Consider the following 21406-nt stretch of genomic DNA (forward strand, 5'->3'; position numbering starts at 1 on the left):
AGCGATTGGAAGAATATGGCGCGCGATTACGCCGACGGCTTTTGCGCCAGCACGGCCAGCGCCTGCTCCGACCATTCGATCCAGAACGTTTCCATCTTGATCCCGGCGATCAACACCAGGTGCTGCAGTTGCTGTTCGCGGCTTTGCCCATCGGGCGGAAAGTCGCGCGCTTCGATCTGCTCATACAGCGCCAGCTGACGGCGGTGCATGTCCAGCCGGCGGGCGATGTCCTGATCCAGCCCGGTCGGGCCGATCACCGCCTCCGCGCGCAGGCGCAGCATCAGTTCATTGCGCATCGGCTTGGGGTCCTGGCTCTCGGCCGTCCAGCGCCGCAGCTCATCGCGCCCGGCCGGCAGCACGCGGTAAGCGCGCTTGCGCCCGCGTCCCGACTCCGGCTCCAGCGATTCCACCCATCCCGCCTGCTCCAATCGCCCCAATTCACGGTAGATCTGCTGGTGCGTGGCGTGCCAGAAAAAGCCGATGGATTTGTCGAAACGGCGCGCCAGTTCCACGCCGGAGCAAGGACGCTCCAGCAAGGCCGTGATCAAGGCATGGGGTAAGGACATGGTGTTCGCAGGCGTGGCCCGATGTGGCAAAGGCGACATTATCCCATGCCGCCCGTTATCGTTGCAGGCGGCCTAGCCTTTGAACGCGGGGATCAGGTGGCCGATACGCTTGCCCATCTCCGCACCGAGTGCCTGCAAACCGCTCAACGGGCGCACCATCACCTCGAACTCGACGATCATGCCATCCTCGTCGAAGCGGATGAAATCGGCGCCCTTGAGCTGCTTGTCGCCCACGCGGGCGCTGAACTCCAGCACCACGCTCAGGCCATCGCCGGTCGCGAACTGGCGGTGGTAGACGAAGTCCTCGAACACGTCGATCACCGTGCCCAGCACCAGCACCACGGCCTGCGCCGACTGGTAGGGCGTGAACGCCAGCGGCGAACGGAACACGGCATCCGGGTGGACGATGGACGGCAGCGCCGCCAGGTCGCGCTTGCGCAGCATGTCGTGCCAGCTGGCCAGCGATGCCGCCACGGAAGGATGCAAGGATGCGAGTTGCTCTGTCATGCCGTTCTCCACCAGTTCAGGGTTGGGCCGGTTGGCCGGGGTTGGATCAGTTCGTGGATCAGATCGTGGCCGCCAGGCGCACGCCCTGGTCGATGGCGCGCTTGGCGTCCAGTTCCGCCGCCACGTCCGCGCCGCCGATCAGGTGCGCGGCGCAGCCGGCCGCCTGCAACTGGTCGTACAGTTCGCGCAGCGGGTTCTGGCCGGCGCACAGGATCACGTTATCGACCGGCAGCACCTGGTCTTCGCCGTCCACCGTCACGTGCAGACCGTCATCGTCGATCTTGCGGTAGCTGACGCCCGAGGCCATGGCCACGCGGCGCGCCTTCAGGCCGGTGCGGTGGATCCAGCCGGTGGTCTTGCCCAGATTGGCGCCGACCTTGCTCTCCTTGCGCTGCAACAGGTAGACGCGGCGCGGCGACGCTTCCACGTCGGCCTTGCGCAGGCCGCCGGCCTCGCGGTAGGCCGTGTCGATGCCCCACTCGGCATAGAACTTCTCCGGATGCAGGGTGGCGCTTTCGCCGCTGTGGGTCAGATACTCGGCCACGTCGAAGCCGATGCCGCCGGCGCCGATGATGGCCACCGATTTGCCGACCGGCTTGTGCTCGCGCAGCACGTCCAGGTAGCCCATCACCTTCGGATGGTCCACGCCTTCGATGTCCGGCAGGCGCGGCGTGACGCCGGTGGCCACCACGATCTCGTCGTAACCGCCCTCCTTCAGCAGCGGCGCCGTGGCGCGCGTGTTCAGCCTGACCTGCACGCCGCGCAGCTCGATCTGCTTGCCGAAGTAGCGCAGCATCTCGTAGAACTCCTCCTTGCCCGGCACCTGCTTGGCCACGTTCAGCTGACCGCCGATCTCGCCGGCCGCTTCGAACAGTTCCACCGCATGGCCACGTTCCGCGGCCGCCACGGCGAAGCTCAAGCCCGCAGGGCCGGCGCCCACCACGGCCACGCGCTTGAGCTTGGCCATCGGCTGGAACACCAGTTCCGTCTCATGGCAGGCGCGCGGGTTGACCAGGCAGGACGTGATCTTGCCGCTGAACGTGTGGTCCAGGCAGGCCTGGTTGCAGCCGATGCAGGTGTTGATCTCGTCGGCGCGGCCCTGCTCGGCCTTGACCACGAATTCGGGGTCGGCCAGCAGTGGACGGGCCATCGACACCATGTCGCTGCAGCCATCGGCCAGCACCTGCTCGGCCACTTCCGGGGTGTTGATGCGGTTGGTGGCGATCAGCGGGATCTTCACGTGGCCGCGCAGTTGCTTGGTGACCCAGGCGAAGGCCGCGCGCGGCACCTTGGTGGCGATGGTGGGGATGCGCGCCTCGTGCCAGCCGATGCCGGTGTTGATGATGGTGGCGCCGGCCGCTTCCACGGCCTTGGCCAGCGCGATCACTTCGTCCAGCGTGGAGCCGTCCTCCACCAGGTCCAGCATCGACAGGCGGTAGATGATGATGAAGTTGGGGCCTACTTTCTCGCGCGTGCGGCGCACGATCTCGACCGGGAAGCGCATGCGCTTCTCGTAGCTGCCGCCCCACTCGTCGTCGCGCATGTTGGTGCGGGCGGCGATGAATTCGTTGATCAGGTAGCCCTCCGAGCCCATGATCTCCACGCCGTCGTAGCCGGCCGACTGGGCCAGGCCGGCGCAGCGCACGAAGTCCTCGATGGTCTGCTCGACTTCCGCCGTGGTCAGCTCGTGCGGCTCGAAGGCGTTGATCGGCGCCTGCAGCGCGCTCGGGGCCACCAGGCCGGACTGGTAGGAGTAACGGCCGAAGTGCAGGATCTGCATGGCGATCTTGCCGCCGGCCGCGTGCACGGCCGTGGTGACCTGGCGGTGGTGCTCGGCGTCGGCCTCGGTGGTCATCATGGAGCCGCCGCGCATGGGGCGGCCGGCCTCGTTGGGCGAAATGCCGCCGGTGACCATCAGGCCCACGCCGCCGCGCGCGCGTTCGGCGTAGAACGCGGCCATGCGGGCGAAACCGTTGGGCGCCTCTTCCAGGCCCACGTGCATGGAGCCCATCAGCACGCGGTTGCGCAGCGTGGTGAAGCCCAGGTCCAGAGGGGTCAGCAGGTGTGGGTATGCGGTCATGCGGGTCTCCGTTTATGCAATCAGTTGCACGATTGTAGGGGTGTTTTTTTGATTGCGCAACCAGTTGCACAAATGGTTGCATGAATCCTCTAAACCTCGATTCGGCGCGGACTCCCGATTGCGCATTGTGAAAATTGTGAAAACAAGCGTCCGTCCCCCAATTCGCCGGGTCAGGCCGGCAAGCCGTGCGCGCCCATCCATCGCAGGATGGCGGCGAAAATCTGCTCGCGATTGAGTTCGTTGAAGTTCTCGTGGTAATTCTGCGGGTAGCGGTGCAGTTCCACCAGTTCCGGCTTGATGGTGCGCAGCATGGCCTCGCCCGCGTCGGCGTCGGCGAGGCGGTCGTCGCCGGCGATGGCGGCGAACAAGGGGTAGCGCCAGGCCGGCATGTGGGCCGCCAGCCCCGCCTGCGCCTGGTTCAGCGCGTGGCCGAAACGCACCGTCACCTCGGTCGCGCGCACTTGGTCGCGCTCGTCGGCGTGGTGGCGGGCCGTGATGGCGGCGTCGTGGGTCAGCACGTCGGTCAGCGCATCGAGCGGCACCTTCATGCGCGGCAGCAGCGCGGCCAGCACGCCCGACAGCGCCAGCAGCGCGGGCGCCACCTTGATCGCGTTGACGTAGTACGGCGAGGACAGGATGAAGCCGTTGACGGCCGGATCGGCCGGCAGGCGGTGCAGCGCCAGATGGGTGGCGATCAGGCCGCCCATCGAGTGGCCCATGATGAAGATGGGCAGGCCCGGATACTGGCGCTTGACCCAGGCCAGCAGCAGTTCGCTCTCGTCGAGGAATACGTGGAAACCGGGAATGTCGACCCGGCGCGCCATCTCGTGGCCCACCATGTCGTAGCTGACGGTGGCGATGCCGTGGGCGCGGAAGTACAGGGCCGGCGTCACATAATCGCCGGCGTGGGCCATGCCGCCGTGCAGCGCCATGATGACGGCGCGCGGCGCGGCCGGTTCCCAGATGTGGATCTGGCGTTCAGTCTGGCCGCCAACTGGCAGGCGGGCCAGTCTGTCTTCGGAAAATCGCATCGCTACACTCCAGTTGTGCTTTTGGCAAAACCGTTAGCTTAGCGTAATTTCCAGCGGGCGGCGAGGTCCCGGCGGCCGTTACGAGGCAATACTGAGGGAAATGCCCATGTCGACCAACAAGCGCAAATCCGACAATTCGAAGTCCAGGCTGGGCACGACGGTTTCGCCATCGGTGTGGCTGACGGCGATGCGCAGCTCGGCCGCCACGTCGGAACGTTCGAAGTGGATGCCGCGCGCCGAGCATTCGGACAGGTAGGAGCGGATCTGGCGCAACAGCACGTCCGGGTCCTGGTGCGTGGCCACGCCCAGGTAAAAGCCGGAGTCGATGCGGACCCGGCCATCCGGACGGGGATCGCCCTTGCGCCAGGTGTGGTCGGGCTCGGTGGGCAGGCCGTCGCGGATGTCCGCCAGGCCCTCAGCGTCGCCGTGCACTTTCAATGTCGCGATGTTCATCATTCAGCCTTTATTTTCCCGGCCGGGGCCGATCAGCAATACGCTTGAGACTACGATTGAATGTTACGCCAAAGCAATTTCAAAGTCCATGCGGCAACGCTGCGCGGCATCAAGCCGCGGTGGCCACCCCGTAGCGGGCCCGGTAGGCGGCCACGGCGTCCTTGTACTGCTGCAGCTGGGGATCGGCGCCGGCACCGTTCAGGTAGCTGAACAGGTCATCGAGGTTGCCGATCGAGATGACGGGGATGTTATACGTCTTGCTCACTTCCTGCACCGCCGAATTGGCCGACAGCGCGCCATCCTTGCCCGAGCGTTCCATGCGGTCCAGCGCGATCAGCACGGCGCATGGTTCGGCGCCGGCGGCGCGGATCATGTCGACCGATTCGCGCACCGAGGTGCCGGCCGAGATCACGTCGTCGATGATGACGACCTTGCCCTGCAGCTTGGCGCCGACGATGGTGCCGCCCTCGCCGTGGTCCTTGGCTTCCTTGCGGTTGAAGGCGAACGAGGTGTTGCGGCCCTTGCCGGCCAGCGCCACGGCCGTGGCCGAGGCCAGCGTGATGCCCTTGTAGGCGGGGCCGAACAGCATGTCGAACTCGACGCCCGAGTCGAGCAGGGTCTGGGCGTAGAACTGGGCCAGCTGGGCCAGCGTGGCGCCGTCGTGGAACAGGCCGGCGTTGAAGAAGTACGGCGACTGGCGTCCGGCCTTGGTGGTGAACTCACCGAAGCGCAGCACGCCGGTGGCGACGGAGAACGCGATAAATTCCTGTCGCAAGTTGCTGGTATCGTTGCTCATAATGCCTCATTTCGTAAAAGTGCCTGTATTTTAATCCGCGCGCCCCCACAGGACAATCGAAGCCGGCCCGCCGGCGCGGACGGGGCCGCGCAAAACACGCTACACTGGCGACTTTTCCCCTCGGGCACCGCCCGCCACGCCACGTACCGCCATGCCAAAAATCATCTCCGCCAATCTGAACGGCATCCGTTCCGCCGCCTCCAAGGGCTTCTTCACCTGGATGGCCGCGCAGGACGCCGATTTCGTCTGCGTCCAGGAACTCAAGGCCCAGCAGGCCGACATGACGCCCGAATTCCTCAACCCGGGCGGCTACCACGGCCACTTCCACTACGCCGAGAAAAAGGGCTATTCCGGCACCGGCGTCTATAGCAAGCTGCAACCGGACCGCGTGCTGATCGGCTTCGGCAGCCCCGAATTCGACGCCGAGGGCCGCTACGTGCGCTGCGACTTCGGCCAGCTGACCATCATCTCCGTCTACTGCCCGTCCGGCTCGTCCGGGCCCGAGCGCCAGGAGGCGAAGTTCCGCTTCATGGACCTGTTCCTGCCGCACCTGGCTGCGCTGCGCGCCGAGGGCCGCGAGGTGGTGATCTGCGGCGACTGGAACATCGCCCACCACGAGATCGACTTGAAGAACTGGAAGGGCAACAAGAAGAACTCCGGCTTCCTGCCCGAGGAACGGGCCTGGATGACCCGCATCTTCGACGAGGTGGGCTATGTGGACGTGCACCGCGGCCTCGACAAGCGCGAGGAGCAGTACACGTGGTGGAGCAACCGTGGCCAGGCCTGGGCCAAGAACGTGGGGTGGCGCATCGACTACCACGTGGCCACGCCCGGCATCGCGGCGCAGGCGCGCGCGGTGGCCATCTACAAGGATGAGCGCTTCTCCGACCACGCCCCGCTGACCATCGAATACACGGCCTGAACGGCCACCCTGCCCCTCCCGCGCGCCCTACGCCATGCCCCGGCGGCGGCGCCTACAACGTGCGCCGGCTGAAGAACTGGCGCCGCTCGCCCGTGAACGGGTCGTCGAAGGCGATCGCGCGCGCCAGCAGTTTCAACGGCTGCGACACGTCGTCCTGCTTGCACGGCAGCGCCACCGGGTAGAACGCGTCGTTGACGATGGGCACGCCCAGCGCCGCCATGTGCACGCGCAGCTGGTGCTTGCGGCCCGTGTGCGGCCGCAGGCGGTACAGCGTGGCATCGGCCCGGTGTTCGATCACGTCGATCACGGTTTCCGAATTGGGCTCGCCCGGCTCCTCCTTCATCACGAAGAATTTCTCGCCATCGACCATGCGGCTGCGGTAGGTGAACGGGAAAGTGCGGCCTTCCAGCGGCGCGGCCAGCGCCTCGTACTCCTTGGCGATGGCGCGCTTCTGGAACAGCGACTGGTAGGCGCCGCGCGTGACCTGGCGGCACGAGAAGATCACCACCCCGGCCGTCTCGCGGTCGAGCCGGTGGATGGGCGTGAGCTCCTCCATGCCCAGCTTCTTCTTCAACCGCACCAGCAGCGATTCATGCAGGAAGCGCCCGGTCGGGATCATGGGCACGAAGTGCGGCTTGTCCACCACCAGCAGGTCGTCGTCCTGGAACAGGATCTCCTCGTGGAACGGGATCGGCGTCTCCACATCGAGCTCGCGGTAGTAGAAGATGCGGATGCCGCGCCGGTAAGGGCTGTGCGGCAGCAGCGGCGTGCCGCTGGCGTCCACCACCCCGCCCTTCTCCATGCGCGTGCGCCAGTCCTCTTTCGTCACGGCCGGAAAACGCTCGGCCATGAAGGTCAGCATGTCCGGCCAGTCGCCGCCCTGCAGCCACAAATAGCTGGGCATGACGCCGTCGCGCATGGGCAGCGGCGGCTTGCCGTGCTTGTGTGCATTGGCCGCCATGTCAGCGCCGGCTGATGGCCATCGAGTGGTACGGCGGCAGCGCGTTCGGGTCCAGCCCGCGCGCGCGCGCGAACACCGGCAGCACCAGCGGCATGTTGCGGTTCATGTCGTCGATGCGCGAATTGCCGCTCGGGTGGGTGGACAGGAATTCGAGCGGCTGGCCCTGGTTGAGCTGGCCCATCTTGGTCCACAAGGCCACGCCCGCGCGCGGGTCGTAACCGGCGCGCGCGGCCAGGTCCAGGCCCACGTCGTCGGCCTCGCTCTCGTCCTCGCGCGAGAACTTGAGCACGGCCAGTTGCGTGACGGCGTTGGCGCCGGCGTCCGTCAGGCGCTGGTCCACGCCCAGCCAGGCCGACAGGCCGATGCTGGCCACGCGGCCGAACAGGTTGGCCGTGGTGGCCTTGCCGGCCTGCTCACGGCCATGCTCGCGCAGCGCGTGGCCGATCTCGTGGCCCATCACGATCGCCACTTCGTCGTCCGTCAGGTTGAGCTTGGTGAGGATGCCGCTGTAGAAGGCGATGCGCCCGCCCGGCATGCAGAACGCGTTCACGGTGCCGGAATTGAGCAGGTTGACCTCCCACTTCCAGTTGGCCGCCTGCGGATTCCAGCGCGTGGTGAACGGGATCAGGCGGCGCGCGATGGCGCGCAGGCGGATCACCTGCGGGTGGTTGTCCGGCATCAGCGCCTGCTTCTGCTGCGCCTGGCCCAGCAACTGGGCGTACTGCTGGCGCGACTGCTGGTCGACCTGTTGCTGGTCTTCGAAATTGCGGAACTTCGACATCGGCTTGACGGGGATGCCGTCCGAATAATTTTGCGTCGATGCCATCGGCGCGGCGGCCAGTCCGGCCACCAGCGCCAGCGCCAGTGCGCTACGTTTGAGGGTGTTCATGTGGTGCATTCCATGGTGCGATTTTCGGCAGCATCATCATGGCAGGAAATGCAAGGACGAAGCACACGATAAAGAACGTGAACCAGCCCGTTTCGGCCACGATGAAGCCGACCGAGGAATTGATAAAGGTGCGCGGCACAGCGGCGAGGCTGGAAAACAGCGCGTATTGGGTGGCAGTGTAACGCGGATCGGTCGAGCGCGATATAAACGCCACCAGCGCGGCCGCGCCCAGCCCCGTGCTGGCGAACGCCTCGAAGCCGTACACGCCGCTCAGCAGCACGGGCTGCGGCCCCACCTGCGCCAGCCACGCGAAGCCCAGGATGGCCAGCGCCTGCAGCACGCCGAACACCCACAAGGCGCGGTTGATGCCGAGTTTGACCATCCACACCCCGCCCACCACACCGCCGGCCAGACTGGCCCACCAGCCGGTGGCGTTGGCCGCCAGGCCGATCTGCCTGGTGGTGAAGCCGAGATCGAGGAAGAACTTGGTCGACAAGGCCGTGGCCATGCTGTCGCCCAGTTTGTACAGCAGCACGAAGGCGACGATCATGAACGCCTTGCTCCAGCCGTCGCGCCGCACGAATTCGCGGAACGGCAGCACGATGGCCTGCTGCATGTTGCGCGGCGGTTCGCCGTACACGGCCGGCTCCTTGACCAGCAGCGTGCAGGCCAGCCCCGGCAGCATGAAGGCGGCCACGATCCAGAACACGGTCTGCCACGGCATGCTGTCGGCCAGCACCAGCCCCAGCGCGCTGGGGATCAGGCTGGCCGCCTTGTAGGCGTTGACGATGACGGCCGCGCCCAGGCCCTGCTCGGCGTCGCTCAGCGACTCGCGCCGGAACGCGTCGATCACCACGTCCTGGCTGGCCGACAGGAAGGCCACGCCGGCCACGAACACGGCGATCAGGCCCAGCTGGGTTTTCGGGTCCAGCATGCCCATGGCGCCCATGGTCAGGAACAGCAGCAGCTGGGTCAGCGCCATCCAGCCACGGCGCCGGCCCAGCGGGCCGAGGCTGTAGCGGTCCATGAACGGCGCCCACAGGAATTTGAAGGTGTACGGCGACGTGACCAGCGCGAACAGGCCGAGCGCCTTCACGTCCAGGCCCGACGTGGCCAGCCAGGCCTGCATCAGGTAGATCAGCGTGTACAGCGGCAGGCCGGAGCTGAAGCCCAGGAACAAAATGGCCACGGTTCGGCCATTCAGGTAAGTGCGCCAGCCGGTCGCGGGTGCGGCCGGCTGGGGTGCCACGGGCTCCGGCGCCGCCATCAGGCCAGCGCCTTTTTCCGCAGCCGGAACACGGCCAGGTCGCCGCGCAGGTTGGGCAGCACGGACACCTGCTCACCGGCGGCCAGCGCCACGCATTCGAGCACCTCCAGCCCGCACTCCTCGGCCAGTTCGCGGAAGTCGTTGATGGTGGCGCAGCGCACGTTGGGCGTGTCGTACCACTGGTAGGGCAGCGACTTGGAGACGGGCATGCGGCCCTTGAGCAGCGCCACCCGGTGCGGCCAGTAGGCGAAGTTGGGGAACGAGACGATCGCCTCGCGCCCGACCCGCACGATGTCGCGCAGCAGCGGTTCCACGTGCTTCATCATCTGCAGCGACGACAGGCACAGCACCGTGTCGAAGGAATTGTCGGCGAACAGGCCCAGGCCCTTTTCCATGTCCTGCTGGATCACGCACACGCCGCGCCGGGTGCTGTCGAGCACCTTGTCGTCGGCGATCTCGATGCCGTAGCCGCTGCACTGGCGGTCGGTCTGCAGGTAGTCGAGCATGACGCCGTCGCCGCAGCCCACGTCCAGCACGTGCGACTGCTTGGGCACCCAGTGGGCGATGAAGGCGAGGTCGGGACGGGCGCTGCTTAACTGTTCAAAATTCATGCGTACTCCTTCTTGCTGCCGGCGGGCGCCGCCTGCGCGCGCGCGCCCAGCTCTTTCCACACCTGCTCGTAGTAGGCGCGCACCAGGTTCATGTAGCGCGGGTCCTCCAGCAGGAAGGCGTCGTGGCCGTGCGGCGCGTCGATCTCGGCGTAGGTGACGGGGCGGCGGTTGCGCACCAGCGCCTGCACGATCTCCTGGCTGCGCGCGGGCGAGAAGCGCCAGTCGGTGGTGAACGACGCCAGCAGGAATTTGGCCTTGGTGCCGGCCAGCGTTTTGGCCAGGTCGCCGCCGTGGATGCGCGCCGGGTCGAAGTAGTCGAGCGCCTTGGTGATCAGCAGGTAGGTGTTGGCGTCGAAGTATTCGCTGAACTTGTCGCCCTGGTAGCGCAGGTAGGACTCGATCTCGAAATCGACGCCGAAGCCGAACTTGTAGTTGCCGTCGCCATTGCTGGACACGTCGCGCAGCTTGCGGCCGAACTTCTCGGCCATGTCGTCGTCCGACAGGTAGGTGATGTGGCCGACCATGCGCGCCACGCGCAGGCCGTTGCGCGGCACCACGCCGTGCTCGTAGAAGTCGCCGCCATGGTAGTCCGGGTCCGACAGGATGGCCTGGCGCGCCACGTCGTTGAAGGCGATGTTCTGGGCCGACAGCTTGGGCGTGGAGGCGATCACCACGCAGTTGCGCAGCCGGTCCGGGTACATGATGCTCCAGGCCAGCGCCTGCATGCCGCCCAGCGAGCCGCCCATGACGGCGGCGAACTGCTGGATGCCCAGCCGGTCGGCCAGCAGCGCCTGCGAGGCCACCCAGTCCTCCACCGTCACCACGGGGAAGGCGGCGCCATAGGGCTTGCCGGTGGCCGGGTTGGTGTGCATGGGGCCGGTGGAACCGAAGCAGGAGCCGAGGTTGTTGATGCCGATGACGAAGAACTTGTCGGTGTCGAGCGGCTTGCCCGGCCCCACCATGTTGTCCCACCAGCCGGTGCTTTTCGGCTTGCCCTCGTATTCGCCGGCCACGTGGTGCGAGGCGTTCAGGGCGTGGCAGACCAGCACCGCGTTCGACTTGTCGTCGTTCAGGGTGCCGTAGGTTTCATACATCAGCGTGTAGTCTTGCAGCGTGGCGCCGCTCTGCAGCGCCAGCGGCTGCGGAAAATGCATGGTCTGCGGCGACACGTATCCAATGGATGGCATGTGTTGTTTGCTTGTTTAGGGGGCGGCCCCACGGGCCAGATAATCAATGCGGAACCGCGAGGGTGGGTTCCGCAGGCTTGCCAGCAATGCCGAGATTGTACCGCGATGATGGTTACATCAGCTGCAATTGCTGGACCGCGTCGGCGATGGCGTCCGGTTCCATCGACCGCATGATCTTGCGCGTCTGGGGCGCCAGGCGCGCCAGGTCGCTGTTCAGGATCTCCTGCTTGACCGACAACAGCTGCGCCGGGTGCATGGAGAACTCGCGCAGCCCCATGCCCAGCAGCAGGCGCGTGAGCTTGGCGTCGCCCGCCATCTCGCCGCACACGGCCACGTCGATGCCGGCCTTGTTGCCGGCCGCGATGGTCATGGCGATCAGCTGCAGCACCGCCGGATGGAGGGGATTGTAAAGGTGCGCCACCTCATAATCAACCCGGTCGATGGCCAGCGTGTACTGGATCAGGTCATTGGTGCCGATCGACAGGAAGTCCATGCGCTTGACGAACATCGGCAGCGCCAGCGCGGCGGCCGGGATCTCGATCATGGCGCCCACCTGCACCGTCTCGTCGAACTTGACGCCCTCCTCGCGCAATTCGGCCTTGGCCTGGGCGATCATGGCCAGCGACTGGTCGATCTCGAACGCGTGCGCCAGCATGGGGATCAGGATGCGCACCTTGCCGAACGCGGAGGCGCGCAGGATGGCGCGCAACTGGGTCAGGAACAGCTGCGGCTCGGCCAGGCAGTAGCGGATGGCGCGCAGGCCCAGCGCCGGGTTCAGGGCCGTGTGCTCGGTCTGGTCGAGCGGCTTGTCGGCGCCGATGTCGAGCGTGCGGATGGTGACCGGGCGGCCCTTCATGGCCACCACGGCCCGCTTGTACTGCTCGAACTGCTCGTCCTCGGACGGGATGCGGCTGTTGCGGCCCATGAACAGGAATTCGGAGCGGAACAGGCCCACGCCGTTGGCGCCGGCCTCCATGGCGGCCGCGCAGTCGTCGGGCAGCTCGATGTTGGCCAGCAGCGTGATGGCGGTGCCGTCCTTGGTGACGGCCGGGGTCTTCTTGAGCTTGTTGAGCTTCTTGCGCGCCCGCTGCAGGGCGTTCTGGCGCTCGCGGTACTGCTCCAGCACCAGCGCGCTGGGGTTGACGATCACCACCCCGGCGTCGCCGTCGATGATGATCCAGTCGTCCTGCTCGACCAGCGTGGAGGCCTGCGACATGCCGACGGCGGCCGGGATGTCGAGGCTGCGCGCCACGATGGCCGTGTGCGAGTTCTGGCCGCCCACGTCGGTGACGAAGCCGATGAACGAGCGGTCGCGGAACTGCAGCATGTCGGCCGGCGAGATGTCGTGCGCCACCACGATCATCTGGGCCTGGTAGCCGTCGGCGTCGACGGCCGCCAGCGGCTGGGCGCTGCCCATCAGCACCTTGAGCACGCGCTCGGCCACCTGCTGGATGTCGGCCTTGCGCTCGCGCAGGTAGGGGTCCTCGATCTCGTCGAACTGGGCCGACAACTCGTCGATCTGGGTCAGCAGCGCCCACTCGGCGTTGTAGTGGCGGTTGCGGATGATGTCGAGCGGCGCCTCCGAGATCATGGGGTCCGACAGGATCAGCGCGTGCACGTCGATGAAGGCGCCCAGCTCCGTGGGCGCGTCCTTGGGCAGGTCCAGCCACAGCGTCTGCAGTTCCTTGTGCACGGCCACCAGCGCCTGCTGCAGGCGCTGCACCTCGGCCTCCAGATGCTCCTCGGCCACCAGGTAGTGCTTGACTTCGAGCGCGGCCGCCGCCAGCAGGTGGGCCCGGCCGATCGCGATGCCGCGCGATACGGGAATGCCATGTAGCGTGAAGGATGCCATGGATGAACCTGTCGGGATACGTGGACGGCCGGCTTGCGCGAGCATTACTCGCCTTCGCCGAACTTGTCGTTGACCAGCGCGCTCAGCGCCGCGATGCATTCCTGTTCGTCTGCGCCATCGGCCTCCAGCGTCACCTTGGCGCCTTTGCCGGCGGCCAGCATCATCACGCCCATGATGGACTTGGCGTTGATGCGGCGGGCATTGCGGGTCAGCCAGACGTCGCTTTGAAATTTTGCTGCCAGTTGGGTGAATTTGGCGGAAGCACGCGCATGCAAACCAAGCTTGTTGATAATCTCAAGTTCTTGTTGAATCATATTTTTCTATTCTCAATCAGGAATGCGCACTGCAAACAAGGCCGCCATCAGCCACAGTGGCGGCCACTTAAAACCCGGAGCGGCTAGGCGGGGCCCAGCCGGATCCGGTTGTCGACCCGCACGGCGCCGCTTTGCGCGCCGGCCAGGGCCATTTCCACCACCACGTCGAGCGTGTCGCGCCGGTAGGTGATGGCCCGCAGCAGCATCGGCAGGCTGATGCCCGCGATCACCTCCACCCGGCCGGCGTCGGCCAGCTTGTTGCAGCAGTTGGCCGGGGTGCCGCCCTTGATGTCGGTGATCACCAGCACGCCGTCGCCCTCGTCGAGCCGGGCGATGGCCGCCGCCGCCAGCGCCTGCACTTCCGTCAGGTCCTGGTCCGCCACCACGTCGATCGCCTCCAGCCGTTCCGTCGGACCGCGAAAAACGTGGGCGCAGGCAGCGATGAACGCCTGCCCCAGCGGCGCGTGGGTCATAAGCAGTATGCCTACCATAAGTTTAAACCGCCAGTGAACGGCGCCGCTTTACAACGCGCGCCGTGTAATTTTTTTTCAATTCGGGACGTCATGCCTGCGCCGCGCCCTGCTCCACCGCGTCGATGAACATGGCCGCCACGTTGAAGCCGGTCTGCTGGGTGATCTCCTGGAAGCAGGTGGGGCTGGTGACGTTCACTTCGGTCAGGTAATCGCCGATCACATCCAATCCTACCAGCAACAGGCCGCGGCTGGCCAACACGGGGCCCAGCGTCTCGGCGATCTCGCGGTCGCGCGCGCTCAGCGGCCGGGCCACGCCGGTGCCGCCGGCGGCCAGGTTGCCGCGCACCTCGCCGGCCTGCGGGATGCGCGCCAGCGCGTATGGTACCGGCTTGCCGTTGATGACGAGGATGCGCTTGTCGCCGTTCACGATCTCGGGGATGTAGCGCTGCGCCATGATGGTGCGGCGGCCGTTGTCGGTCAGCGTCTCGATGATGGAGCCGAGGTTCATGCCGTCGGCCTGGACCCGGAACACGCCGGCGCCGCCCATGCCGTCGAGCGGCTTGAGGATCACGTCGCCGTGGTGGGCCTGGAACCCGCGCAACCGGGCCTCGCTGGACGTGACCAGGGTCGGCGCCGTGAACTGGCTGAACTGGGCGATGGCCAGCTTCTCATTGTGGTTGCGGATCGCGTCGGGCCGGTTGAACACGCGCGCGCCCTGGCGCTCGGCCAGCTCCAGCAGATAGGTGCCGTAGATGTACTCCATGTCGAACGGCGGGTCCTTGCGCTGGACGACGGCGTCGAACTCGGTCAGGGCGGCCTCGTGGTGCGGCTCCAGCCGGTACCAGTCGTGGGCGTCACCGGTGAGCAGGACGCGGGCCGCGTTGGCGTACACGATGCCGCCGTCGAGCGCCATGTCCTTCTGCTCGAACGCGTAGACGGCGTGGCCGCGCGCGGCCGCCTCCACCATCATGGCGTAGGTCGAATCCTTGTAGGTCTTGAAACCGGCCAGCGGATCGGCGAGGAATGCGATTTTCATGGGTGTATCCATTCGGGGTAATGCCTGATTTTAGCCGACAGTGGCCCCGGCCGTGCGGGCCGGGGTCACACCCCGGTCAATACACTTCCGGATTGGGGTCGGTGCGCTCCATCTCCAGCGAGGCGGCCAGCAGCGCCAGCCGCGCCACCACGCCGTACACGTAGAAGCGGTTGGGCGCGGCCGTGCCGGGCTTGGCCTTCAGGTCGGGCACGGCGTGCTGCTGGGCGAACGCCAGCGGCACGTATTCCGAGCCGGGCGCGTTCAGGTTCTGGTCCACGCCCTTCTGGCCGTGCACGCGGTAGAAGCCGCCCACCACGTAGCGGTCTATCATGTACACCACCGGCTCGGCCACGGCGTCCTTGATGCTCTCGAAGGTGGGCACGCCTTCCTGGATGATGATGTCGGTGACGGCCTTGCCGTCCTTGACGATGGCCAGGCGCTCGCGCTGCTGCGGCGTCAGCTGCTTGATCTCGGCCGAGTCCTTGATGGTCAGGATGCCGGTGCCGTAGGTGCCGGCGTCGGGCTTGACGATCACGAACGGCTTCTGATCCTTCATGCCGTATTCCTTGTACTTCTTCTTGATCTTGGCCAGCAGCGTGTCGATGTTGGCGATCAGGCAATCCTCGCCCTCGCCGGTCTGGAAGTTCACCTGGCCGCACTTGGCGTGGAAGGGGTTGAGCATCCACGGATCGACGCCGATCAGCTTGCCGAACTTCTTGGCCACCTCGTCGTAGGCGTCGAAGTGGTTGCTCTTGCGGCGCACCGCCCAGCCCGCGTGCAGCGGCGGCAGCAGGCTTTGCTCATGGATGTTCTGCAGGATGTCCGGGATGCCGGCCGACAGGTCGTTGTTGAGCAGGATGGTGCAGGGATCGAAATCCTTCAGGCCCAGACGGCGGCCGTTGGGCGAACGCACGAGCGGCTCGACCACCAGCATGTTGCCGTCGGGCAGGGCCAGCGGGGTCGGCTGCGTGACCTCCGGCGACAGCGAGCCGAGCCGCACGTGCAGGCCGGTCTGGCGGAAGATCTGCATCAGGCGCGCCACGTTCTGCCAGTAGTGGGGGCTGCGCGCCTTCACCTCGGGGATCAGCAGCAGGTTGCGGGCGTCCGGGCAGTATTTGTCGATGGCGGCCATGGCGGCCTGCACGGACAGCGGCAGCATCTCGGTGGCCAGGTTGTTGAAGCCGCCGGGGAACAGGTTGGTGTCGACCGGCGCCAGCTTGTAGCCGGCGTTGCGCAAATCGACCGAGCAATAGAACGGCGGCGTGTGCTCCTGCCATTCGAGACGGAACCAGCGCTCGATGGCCGGCGTGGCGGCCAGGATTTTTTCTTCTAGATCTAGCAGCGGTCCGGTCAGGGCCGTAACGAGATGGGGAACCATGATCACTTCCTTAATTGATGCGGGAGGACGACCCTCCAGGCACACTGAACCGCCTATATTACCGTGCAAATATACCAAATCGGGGCAATGTTGCCTTTTTAAACCCCCAATAACGAAAAAAGGCGCCCCTTGCGGAGGCGCCCTGGTGCGGCCAGCCAGCGGCGGGCCGTATGCGGTGCGACGGATCAGTTGTGGTAGGCCGATTCGCCGTGGCTGGTGATGTCCAGGCCTTCGCGTTCCTCTTCTTCCGGCACGCGCAGACCGATGACGATGTCGACCAGCTTGTAGGCGACGAACGAGACCACGCCCGACCACAGGATGGTGGTGCCGACGGCCGTGGCCTGGGTGGTCACCTGGCCGACGATCGAGTAGGCGTCGGTCGACATCTTGTTGGTGACGTAGTCGAAGATGCCCTGGCCGCCCAGCGATGGCGCGGCGAACACGCCGGTCAGCAGGGCGCCCATGATGCCGCCCACGCCGTGCACGCCGAACACGTCGAGCGAGTCGTCGGCGCCGATCAGGCGCTTCAGGCCGTTCACGCCCCACAGGCAGACCACACCGGCCAGCAGGCCCATGATCAGCGCGCCCATCGGGCCGACGAAACCGCAGGCCGGGGTGATGGCCACCAGGCCGGCCACGGCGCCCGAGGCGGCGCCCAGCATGGAGGGCTTGCCCTTGTGGATCCACTCGCCGAACAGCCAGGACATGGCGGCGGCGGCCGTGGCCAGCAGGGTGTTGACGAAGGCCAGCGCGGCCACGTCGCCCGATTCCAGTGCGGAACCGGCATTGAAACCGAACCAGCCCACCCACAGCAGCGAGGCGCCGATCATGGTCATGGTCAGCGAGTGCGGGGCCATCGATTCACGGCCATAACCGACGCGCTTGCCGATCATGAAGGCGCCGACCAGGCCGGCCACGGCGGCGTTGATGTGCACCACGGTGCCGCCGGCGAAGTCGAGCGCGCCCTTCTGCCACAGCCAGCCGGCCTTGGCCGATTCGGTGGCCAGGGTGGCGGCGTCCTTGATCGCGTCCGGGCCGGTCCAGAACCAGACCATGTGGGCGATCGGCAGGTAGGCGAACACGAACCACAGCACGACGAACGCCAGCACGGCCTTGAACTTGGCGCGCTCGGCGAAGGCGCCGATGATCAGGCCGCAGGTGATGGCGGCGAACGTGCCCTGGAAGGCGACGTACACGAATTCATTGAGCACCACGCCTTTGCTGAAGGTGGCGGCGGTCGAGAACGTGGCTTTGACCGGGTCCCAGATGCCGTTCAGGAACAGGCGGTCGAATTTGCCGAAGAAGGCATTGCCTTCCGTGAAGGCCAGCGAGTAGCCGAACACGCACCACAGCACGATGATCAGCGAGAAGATCGTGAACACTTGCAGCAGGATGGACAGCATGTTCTTGGTGCGGACCAGGCCGCCGTAGAACAGGGCCAGGCCGGGGATGCTCATCATGATCACGAGCAGGGTGGACGTCATCATCCAGGCCGTGTCGCCCTTGTTGGGGGTGGGGGCCGGCGCGGCGGCGGCGGCCGCAGGTTCGGCTGCCGCTGGCGCTGCGGCGGCCGCAGGGGCGGCAACCGGCGCGGGGGCGGCGGCCGGTGCGCTGGCGGCCGGCGCCGAGGCGGCGGCCGCGGCAGGCGTCTCGTCGGCGGCCACGGCCGGCAGTGCGGCGCCCAGGGCGAACAGCACGGTGAATCCGGCCAGCCAGGTTGTTATCGTTTTTTTCATCAATCTTCCCCTTAGAGAGCGTCGTTGCCGGTTTCGCCGGTACGGATACGGATCACCTGTTCCAGGTTGTACACAAAAATCTTACCGTCACCGATCTTGCCGGTGCGGGCAGCGCCCTCGATGGCCTCGATCGCCTGGTCGACGATGGCGTCGTCGACGGCCGCTTCGATCTTGGTCTTGGGCAGGAAATCGACCACATACTCGGCGCCACGGTAGAGCTCGGTGTGGCCTTTCTGGCGGCCGAAGCCTTTCACTTCGGTGACGGTGATGCCTTGCACGTTAATCGCCGACAAGGCCTCGCGGACCTCGTCCAGCTTGAACGGCTTGATGATGGCGGTAATCAGTTTCATGACAGTCTCGCTTAGAAGGTTTTCGTGATGGTCAGGACGGCGCCGGTCTTGGCCAGGTTCTTGCCGTTGGGAGCGACGTACGCCTCCGTGTCGGCGTAGATGGCGGCCAGCGCGACGGTGGCGAAACCGAAGTCCTTGGTCACGCCGATCTTGTAGTCGCTGTAGCTGTAGGCGCCATTGTTCTTCACGTTCTGGTGGCCCACGTGCAGGTTCACGGTGTAGCCGTCATAGACGTCGTAGTTGAAGGCCGCGTCCAGGTAGCCGCTGTTCTTGCTGTCGGCCGTGCCGAACAGGTTGGTGGTCGAATGCGAATACTTGAGCGAGAAGGGGCCGGCGCTGAGCTGGCCGTACAGTTCGAACGTGTTGGCGTTCGTGGGCAGGCCGTTGGATGGGTAGAAGTAGTACAGGCCACCCACGTCGTAGGCAATATCCTTGGTCACTTCGCCGCGCTTGCCGCCGTAGATATCCCACTCGACATCGCCGCTGCCGCCGGCATCCTTGGTCCATTTGATGGTCGACAGCCAGGTGCCGGCGTAGAAACCAGTCGGGTTATGGGTATAATCCGCACCGCCCTGCAACGCAGGATTCAGACGCGATTGCGAAATGCCGCGGTAGCGGTAATCGCTGGCCAGGCCGACGTTGTAGGTGATTTCATTGTCCGGTTTGGCCTCGGGTTTCGCCTCATCCGCGCGCGCCACGCTGGCGCCCAGGGAAGTGAATGCTAAAGTCAACGCAGCGGCAAGAGTCAGTTTCTTGGTAAGGCATTTCATAACGATTTCCTTTAGGTTGAACTTGGATGGCGGTTGCGGTTTACAATTCAGGCTGAAAAACAAACGTTCCCCCTGTCTTTAGCAGAATGCGTGCCAGCTTGCGCCAGGTAAAAGATCGCTATGAAAGTGGCAAGCGTGGGCCGCTTGCCGGGGCGGCGCGCCCTGCGCGCGCGCCGGCCGGGAGAACTATCACAGAATGCGCACCATCTTAAAGCCGGGGTGCACCGCAATGGTGCGATGCATCGCCGGCAATCTCAAGGACTATCATGGACATGAATACTTTTTTTAATGACTTGCAAGGCAAGATCAACCAGGCGATCGAGAATTCGCCGGCGAAAGATATCGAAAAGAACGTCAAATCGATGATGACCCAGGGCTTCGCCCGCCTGGACCTGGTCACCCGCGAAGAGTTCGACATCCAGGCCCAGGTGCTGGCCAAGACGCGCGCCAAGCTGGAGGCGCTGGAGGCGCGCGTGGCGGAGCTGGAAGCCCGCTTGACCGCCGAGAAGTAATCCCGCCCCCGGACCGGCCGTTCGCGCCGGTCCACGCCCCGCCCCCTTCCCTTGGGCCAGCTCAATACCGCCCGGCCATAACGTTCTACGATTTCAGCAGTCCGTCTTCCTCCCCCAAGGATACCGATGAGCTTAGCTGTGCTGAAAAGCCGGGCGCTGGCTGGCATGGAGGCGCCGGAAGTGGCGGTCGAAGTGCATCTGGCCAACGGCCTGCCCTCGTTCACCATCGTCGGCCTGCCGGACACGGAGGTCAAGGAAGCGCGCGACCGCGTGCGCGCCGCGATCCAGAACAGCGGCTACGACATGCCGGCCTACCGCATCACGGTCAACCTGGCGCCGGCCGATCTGCCCAAGGAATCGGGCCGCTTCGTTATGGCTCCTTTTTTCTGTTATAAATATTCTTCTTTTGAATTAATAAGTTAGTCTCTTGGAGGCAAGTAACAGTATGGGAGCTGGGAAAGGAACGATGCGACATTTGGCTGTGGATAACTCTCAGTTGGTGCGGTGGCGACGTACTTTCAAAGACGCGGTGTCGTTGATTACGGCTCGTGGACTCTGAAATGCGACTTATCAAATCAACCGCTGACTACAAACTCAGCAACCGGTCCGCACCTGGCTTTCCCATATTGCTCAACGGAGACATGTCGAGTTGCTGGGAGGCCAACGAGTTTTTTCGCTTCTACCTACAGCGTGGTGCGATTGAGTCGAAAAAGTCGTGGGAGCCCATCAGCAGAGCCATCTATGATTACTTCGGATTTCTCGAAGCGAACGAACTGGGGTGGATGGATGTAGATCGAGGTGAGGACAAGAATCTTTTGGCAGCTTATCGTGACTACAGCTTTGATTTCGCAAAGTTGGAACGAACTACAATCCGGCAGCGACTAACCTACATCTGTGAATTTTACAAGTACGCAGTGCGGCGCAATTGGATCTCGAAGCTCCCCTATGTTTTCGAAGTGCGGCATATAGCAAACGGTGGGCGTGGTTTCCTAGCACACGTCGACTCGCACGCTGCCTCGGTCGAGGCGAAGTCTGTAATGCCTCGGGCGCATCGAAGCCTCATCAAATTTCTTTCAGTGGATCAGGCGCGCATGCTCCTTGGCGCAGCAACCAACGTCCACCATAAGACATTGATTCGTCTAGCGCTTTCGAGTGGACTTCGCCGTGAAGAGTTGGCCACTTTCCCGTTGGTCTACGTATTTGACCCTGATCAAGCCGGGCACGAGGGAAACAACGTCTCTATAACGCTCGATCCTTCCGACGGCACGGGTATGCGCACAAAGGGGTCGAAGGCTCGGGTGATCTACATTGCGCGGGCGGTCATGAAGGGGTTAAAGCGCTACGCTGACCACTACCGCGGCGAGCGCTCGTTCCTTTCGCCAGAGCACCATGCACCGCTGTTCCTGAACCAGTATGGCCGCCCATTCGCGAAAGATGGCAAGGGGATCGAAGCAATCGTTCGGAAACTAGGCTGCAAGGTCGGCTTGCAAACCTATCCACACATTCTTCGCCACACCTACGCGACACACACCTTGGTCTCATTGCAGCGTCGGCGTGTGCACCGCCGCATCGAACCGCTAGTGTTCTTGCAACGACAGCTTGGCCACGCGTCGATTCAGACAACCATGGTCTATCTGCACTTGATCAATGAAATGGCTGACGATGCCGTGCTCACGTACGACAACGAAATCCATTCGTGGAGCGAGGAATAACAC

22 protein-coding genes and 1 pseudogene are annotated in these 21406 nt (G+C 65.1%); 4 read left to right on the top strand and 19 right to left on the bottom strand.

From position 1 onward, the window contains the following. Nucleotides 1–26: 26 nt before the first annotated feature. The 6 genes from AC1RQG_RS09730 to pyrE form a co-directional block, all read right to left on the bottom strand. Nucleotides 27–566, bottom strand: a complete 540-nt coding sequence (locus AC1RQG_RS09730) for a PadR family transcriptional regulator (RefSeq protein WP_493130682.1) — start codon at nucleotides 564–566, stop codon at nucleotides 27–29. 72 nt (nucleotides 567–638) lie between these two features. After that, complete coding sequence (locus tag AC1RQG_RS09735; RefSeq protein ID WP_493130684.1) at nucleotides 639–1073, bottom strand: nuclear transport factor 2 family protein; 435 nt, start codon at nucleotides 1071–1073, stop codon at nucleotides 639–641. Nucleotides 1074–1131: 58 nt separating this feature from the next. Then, the gene (locus tag AC1RQG_RS09740) at nucleotides 1132–3153 is read right to left on the bottom strand and encodes an oxidoreductase (RefSeq protein WP_493130686.1); all 2022 of its coding nucleotides are present in this window, start codon (nucleotides 3151–3153) and stop codon (nucleotides 1132–1134) included. A 170-nt stretch (nucleotides 3154–3323) separates the two neighbouring features. Further along, nucleotides 3324–4184 (bottom strand): alpha/beta fold hydrolase, encoded by an 861-nt coding sequence (locus tag AC1RQG_RS09745; protein ID WP_493130688.1) that lies wholly within the window; start codon nucleotides 4182–4184, stop codon nucleotides 3324–3326. Nucleotides 4185–4262: 78 nt separating this feature from the next. Further along, entirely contained in the window at nucleotides 4263–4640 is a 378-nt protein-coding gene (locus AC1RQG_RS09750; RefSeq protein ID WP_493130690.1) for a DUF4279 domain-containing protein, read from the bottom strand. Between the two features lie 106 nt (nucleotides 4641–4746). After that, complete coding sequence (gene pyrE, locus AC1RQG_RS09755) at nucleotides 4747–5433, bottom strand: orotate phosphoribosyltransferase (RefSeq protein WP_493130692.1); 687 nt, start codon at nucleotides 5431–5433, stop codon at nucleotides 4747–4749. Between the two features lie 151 nt (nucleotides 5434–5584). Between pyrE and AC1RQG_RS09760 the strand changes: the two genes are divergently transcribed. Further along, nucleotides 5585–6355 (top strand): exodeoxyribonuclease III, encoded by a 771-nt coding sequence (locus tag AC1RQG_RS09760; protein WP_493130694.1) that lies wholly within the window; start codon nucleotides 5585–5587, stop codon nucleotides 6353–6355. Between the two features lie 52 nt (nucleotides 6356–6407). On the opposite strand, the gene AC1RQG_RS09765 is transcribed toward AC1RQG_RS09760, so the two are convergent. The 13 genes from AC1RQG_RS09765 to AC1RQG_RS09825 all read right to left on the bottom strand — a co-directional run bounded on the left by AC1RQG_RS09765 (nucleotide 6408) and on the right by AC1RQG_RS09825 (nucleotide 19179). Further along, complete coding sequence (locus AC1RQG_RS09765; RefSeq protein WP_493130696.1) at nucleotides 6408–7316, bottom strand: pseudouridine synthase; 909 nt, start codon at nucleotides 7314–7316, stop codon at nucleotides 6408–6410. 1 nt (nucleotide 7317) lies between these two features. Further along, nucleotides 7318–8205 (bottom strand): M48 family metallopeptidase, encoded by an 888-nt coding sequence (locus tag AC1RQG_RS09770; protein ID WP_493130697.1) that lies wholly within the window; start codon nucleotides 8203–8205, stop codon nucleotides 7318–7320. Then, nucleotides 8186–9472: an AmpG family muropeptide MFS transporter gene (locus AC1RQG_RS09775; RefSeq protein ID WP_493130699.1), complete on the bottom strand. Its 1287-nt coding sequence runs from the start codon at nucleotides 9470–9472 to the stop codon at nucleotides 8186–8188. Before AC1RQG_RS09775 ends, AC1RQG_RS09770 begins: the two co-directional genes overlap by 20 nt. Next, complete coding sequence (gene metW / locus AC1RQG_RS09780) at nucleotides 9472–10083, bottom strand: methionine biosynthesis protein MetW (protein ID WP_493130700.1); 612 nt, start codon at nucleotides 10081–10083, stop codon at nucleotides 9472–9474. Before metW ends, AC1RQG_RS09775 begins: the two co-directional genes overlap by 1 nt. Beyond that, entirely contained in the window at nucleotides 10080–11270 is a 1191-nt protein-coding gene (metX, locus tag AC1RQG_RS09785) for a homoserine O-succinyltransferase MetX (protein WP_493130702.1), read from the bottom strand. Before metX ends, metW begins: the two co-directional genes overlap by 4 nt. 112 nt (nucleotides 11271–11382) lie before the next feature. Continuing rightward, nucleotides 11383–13122 (bottom strand): phosphoenolpyruvate--protein phosphotransferase, encoded by a 1740-nt coding sequence (gene ptsP, locus AC1RQG_RS09790; protein WP_493130704.1) that lies wholly within the window; start codon nucleotides 13120–13122, stop codon nucleotides 11383–11385. A 44-nt stretch (nucleotides 13123–13166) separates the two neighbouring features. After that, complete coding sequence (locus tag AC1RQG_RS09795) at nucleotides 13167–13436, bottom strand: HPr family phosphocarrier protein (protein WP_493130706.1); 270 nt, start codon at nucleotides 13434–13436, stop codon at nucleotides 13167–13169. A gap of 83 nt (nucleotides 13437–13519) precedes the next feature. Then, complete coding sequence (locus AC1RQG_RS09800; protein ID WP_493130708.1) at nucleotides 13520–13927, bottom strand: PTS sugar transporter subunit IIA; 408 nt, start codon at nucleotides 13925–13927, stop codon at nucleotides 13520–13522. 70 nt (nucleotides 13928–13997) lie between these two features. Continuing rightward, nucleotides 13998–14945: a glutathione synthase gene (gene gshB, locus AC1RQG_RS09805; protein ID WP_493130709.1), complete on the bottom strand. Its 948-nt coding sequence runs from the start codon at nucleotides 14943–14945 to the stop codon at nucleotides 13998–14000. 76 nt (nucleotides 14946–15021) lie between these two features. Beyond that, the gene (gene gshA / locus AC1RQG_RS09810) at nucleotides 15022–16323 is read right to left on the bottom strand and encodes a glutamate--cysteine ligase (protein ID WP_493130710.1); all 1302 of its coding nucleotides are present in this window, start codon (nucleotides 16321–16323) and stop codon (nucleotides 15022–15024) included. 185 nt (nucleotides 16324–16508) lie between these two features. Then, a complete protein-coding gene (locus AC1RQG_RS09815; protein WP_493130712.1) occupies nucleotides 16509–18059 on the bottom strand; it encodes an ammonium transporter in 1551 nt (516 codons plus the stop codon). Between the two features lie 11 nt (nucleotides 18060–18070). Then, nucleotides 18071–18409 (bottom strand): P-II family nitrogen regulator, encoded by a 339-nt coding sequence (locus AC1RQG_RS09820; RefSeq protein ID WP_182154433.1) that lies wholly within the window; start codon nucleotides 18407–18409, stop codon nucleotides 18071–18073. Between the two features lie 11 nt (nucleotides 18410–18420). Continuing rightward, complete coding sequence (locus tag AC1RQG_RS09825; RefSeq protein ID WP_493130715.1) at nucleotides 18421–19179, bottom strand: TorF family putative porin; 759 nt, start codon at nucleotides 19177–19179, stop codon at nucleotides 18421–18423. 266 nt (nucleotides 19180–19445) lie between these two features. On the opposite strand from AC1RQG_RS09825, the gene AC1RQG_RS09830 reads away from it, so the two are divergent. The 3 genes and pseudogenes from AC1RQG_RS09830 (at nucleotide 19446) to AC1RQG_RS09840 (ending at nucleotide 21403) form a co-directional block, all read left to right on the top strand. Next, nucleotides 19446–19691: an accessory factor UbiK family protein gene (locus AC1RQG_RS09830; protein ID WP_493130717.1), complete on the top strand. Its 246-nt coding sequence runs from the start codon at nucleotides 19446–19448 to the stop codon at nucleotides 19689–19691. 126 nt (nucleotides 19692–19817) lie between these two features. Beyond that, a pseudogene (locus AC1RQG_RS09835) lies at nucleotides 19818–20060 on the top strand (magnesium chelatase domain-containing protein); the annotation flags it as partial. Between the two features lie 191 nt (nucleotides 20061–20251). After that, complete coding sequence (locus AC1RQG_RS09840) at nucleotides 20252–21403, top strand: tyrosine-type recombinase/integrase (protein WP_493130719.1); 1152 nt, start codon at nucleotides 20252–20254, stop codon at nucleotides 21401–21403. Nucleotides 21404–21406: the final 3 nt, after the last annotated feature.

The sequence above is a fragment of the Rugamonas sp. GW822-FHT03B10 genome (assembly GCF_058801745.1).

Bases quoted from the DNA above. Each gene is read 5' to 3' on its own strand.
- AC1RQG_RS09730 (WP_493130682.1), bottom strand. From the start codon at position 566: ATGTCCTTACCCCATGCCTTGATCACGGCCTTGCTGGAGCGTCCTTGC.
- AC1RQG_RS09735 (WP_493130684.1), bottom strand. From the start codon at position 1,073: ATGACAGAGCAACTCGCATCCTTGCATCCTTCCGTGGCGGCATCGCTG.
- AC1RQG_RS09740 (WP_493130686.1), bottom strand. From the start codon at position 3,153: ATGACCGCATACCCACACCTGCTGACCCCTCTGGACCTGGGCTTCACC.
- AC1RQG_RS09745 (WP_493130688.1), bottom strand. From the start codon at position 4,184: ATGCGATTTTCCGAAGACAGACTGGCCCGCCTGCCAGTTGGCGGCCAG.
- AC1RQG_RS09750 (WP_493130690.1), bottom strand. From the start codon at position 4,640: ATGATGAACATCGCGACATTGAAAGTGCACGGCGACGCTGAGGGCCTG.
- pyrE (WP_493130692.1), bottom strand. From the start codon at position 5,433: ATGAGCAACGATACCAGCAACTTGCGACAGGAATTTATCGCGTTCTCC.
- AC1RQG_RS09760 (WP_493130694.1), top strand. From the start codon at position 5,585: ATGCCAAAAATCATCTCCGCCAATCTGAACGGCATCCGTTCCGCCGCC.
- AC1RQG_RS09765 (WP_493130696.1), bottom strand. From the start codon at position 7,316: ATGGCGGCCAATGCACACAAGCACGGCAAGCCGCCGCTGCCCATGCGC.
- AC1RQG_RS09770 (WP_493130697.1), bottom strand. From the start codon at position 8,205: ATGAACACCCTCAAACGTAGCGCACTGGCGCTGGCGCTGGTGGCCGGA.
- AC1RQG_RS09775 (WP_493130699.1), bottom strand. From the start codon at position 9,472: ATGGCGGCGCCGGAGCCCGTGGCACCCCAGCCGGCCGCACCCGCGACC.
- metW (WP_493130700.1), bottom strand. From the start codon at position 10,083: ATGAATTTTGAACAGTTAAGCAGCGCCCGTCCCGACCTCGCCTTCATC.
- metX (WP_493130702.1), bottom strand. From the start codon at position 11,270: ATGCCATCCATTGGATACGTGTCGCCGCAGACCATGCATTTTCCGCAG.
- ptsP (WP_493130704.1), bottom strand. From the start codon at position 13,122: ATGGCATCCTTCACGCTACATGGCATTCCCGTATCGCGCGGCATCGCG.
- AC1RQG_RS09795 (WP_493130706.1), bottom strand. From the start codon at position 13,436: ATGATTCAACAAGAACTTGAGATTATCAACAAGCTTGGTTTGCATGCG.
- AC1RQG_RS09800 (WP_493130708.1), bottom strand. From the start codon at position 13,927: ATGGTAGGCATACTGCTTATGACCCACGCGCCGCTGGGGCAGGCGTTC.
- gshB (WP_493130709.1), bottom strand. From the start codon at position 14,945: ATGAAAATCGCATTCCTCGCCGATCCGCTGGCCGGTTTCAAGACCTAC.
- gshA (WP_493130710.1), bottom strand. From the start codon at position 16,323: ATGGTTCCCCATCTCGTTACGGCCCTGACCGGACCGCTGCTAGATCTA.
- AC1RQG_RS09815 (WP_493130712.1), bottom strand. From the start codon at position 18,059: ATGAAAAAAACGATAACAACCTGGCTGGCCGGATTCACCGTGCTGTTC.
- AC1RQG_RS09820 (WP_182154433.1), bottom strand. From the start codon at position 18,409: ATGAAACTGATTACCGCCATCATCAAGCCGTTCAAGCTGGACGAGGTC.
- AC1RQG_RS09825 (WP_493130715.1), bottom strand. From the start codon at position 19,179: ATGAAATGCCTTACCAAGAAACTGACTCTTGCCGCTGCGTTGACTTTA.
- AC1RQG_RS09830 (WP_493130717.1), top strand. From the start codon at position 19,446: ATGGACATGAATACTTTTTTTAATGACTTGCAAGGCAAGATCAACCAG.
- AC1RQG_RS09840 (WP_493130719.1), top strand. From the start codon at position 20,252: ATGCGACTTATCAAATCAACCGCTGACTACAAACTCAGCAACCGGTCC.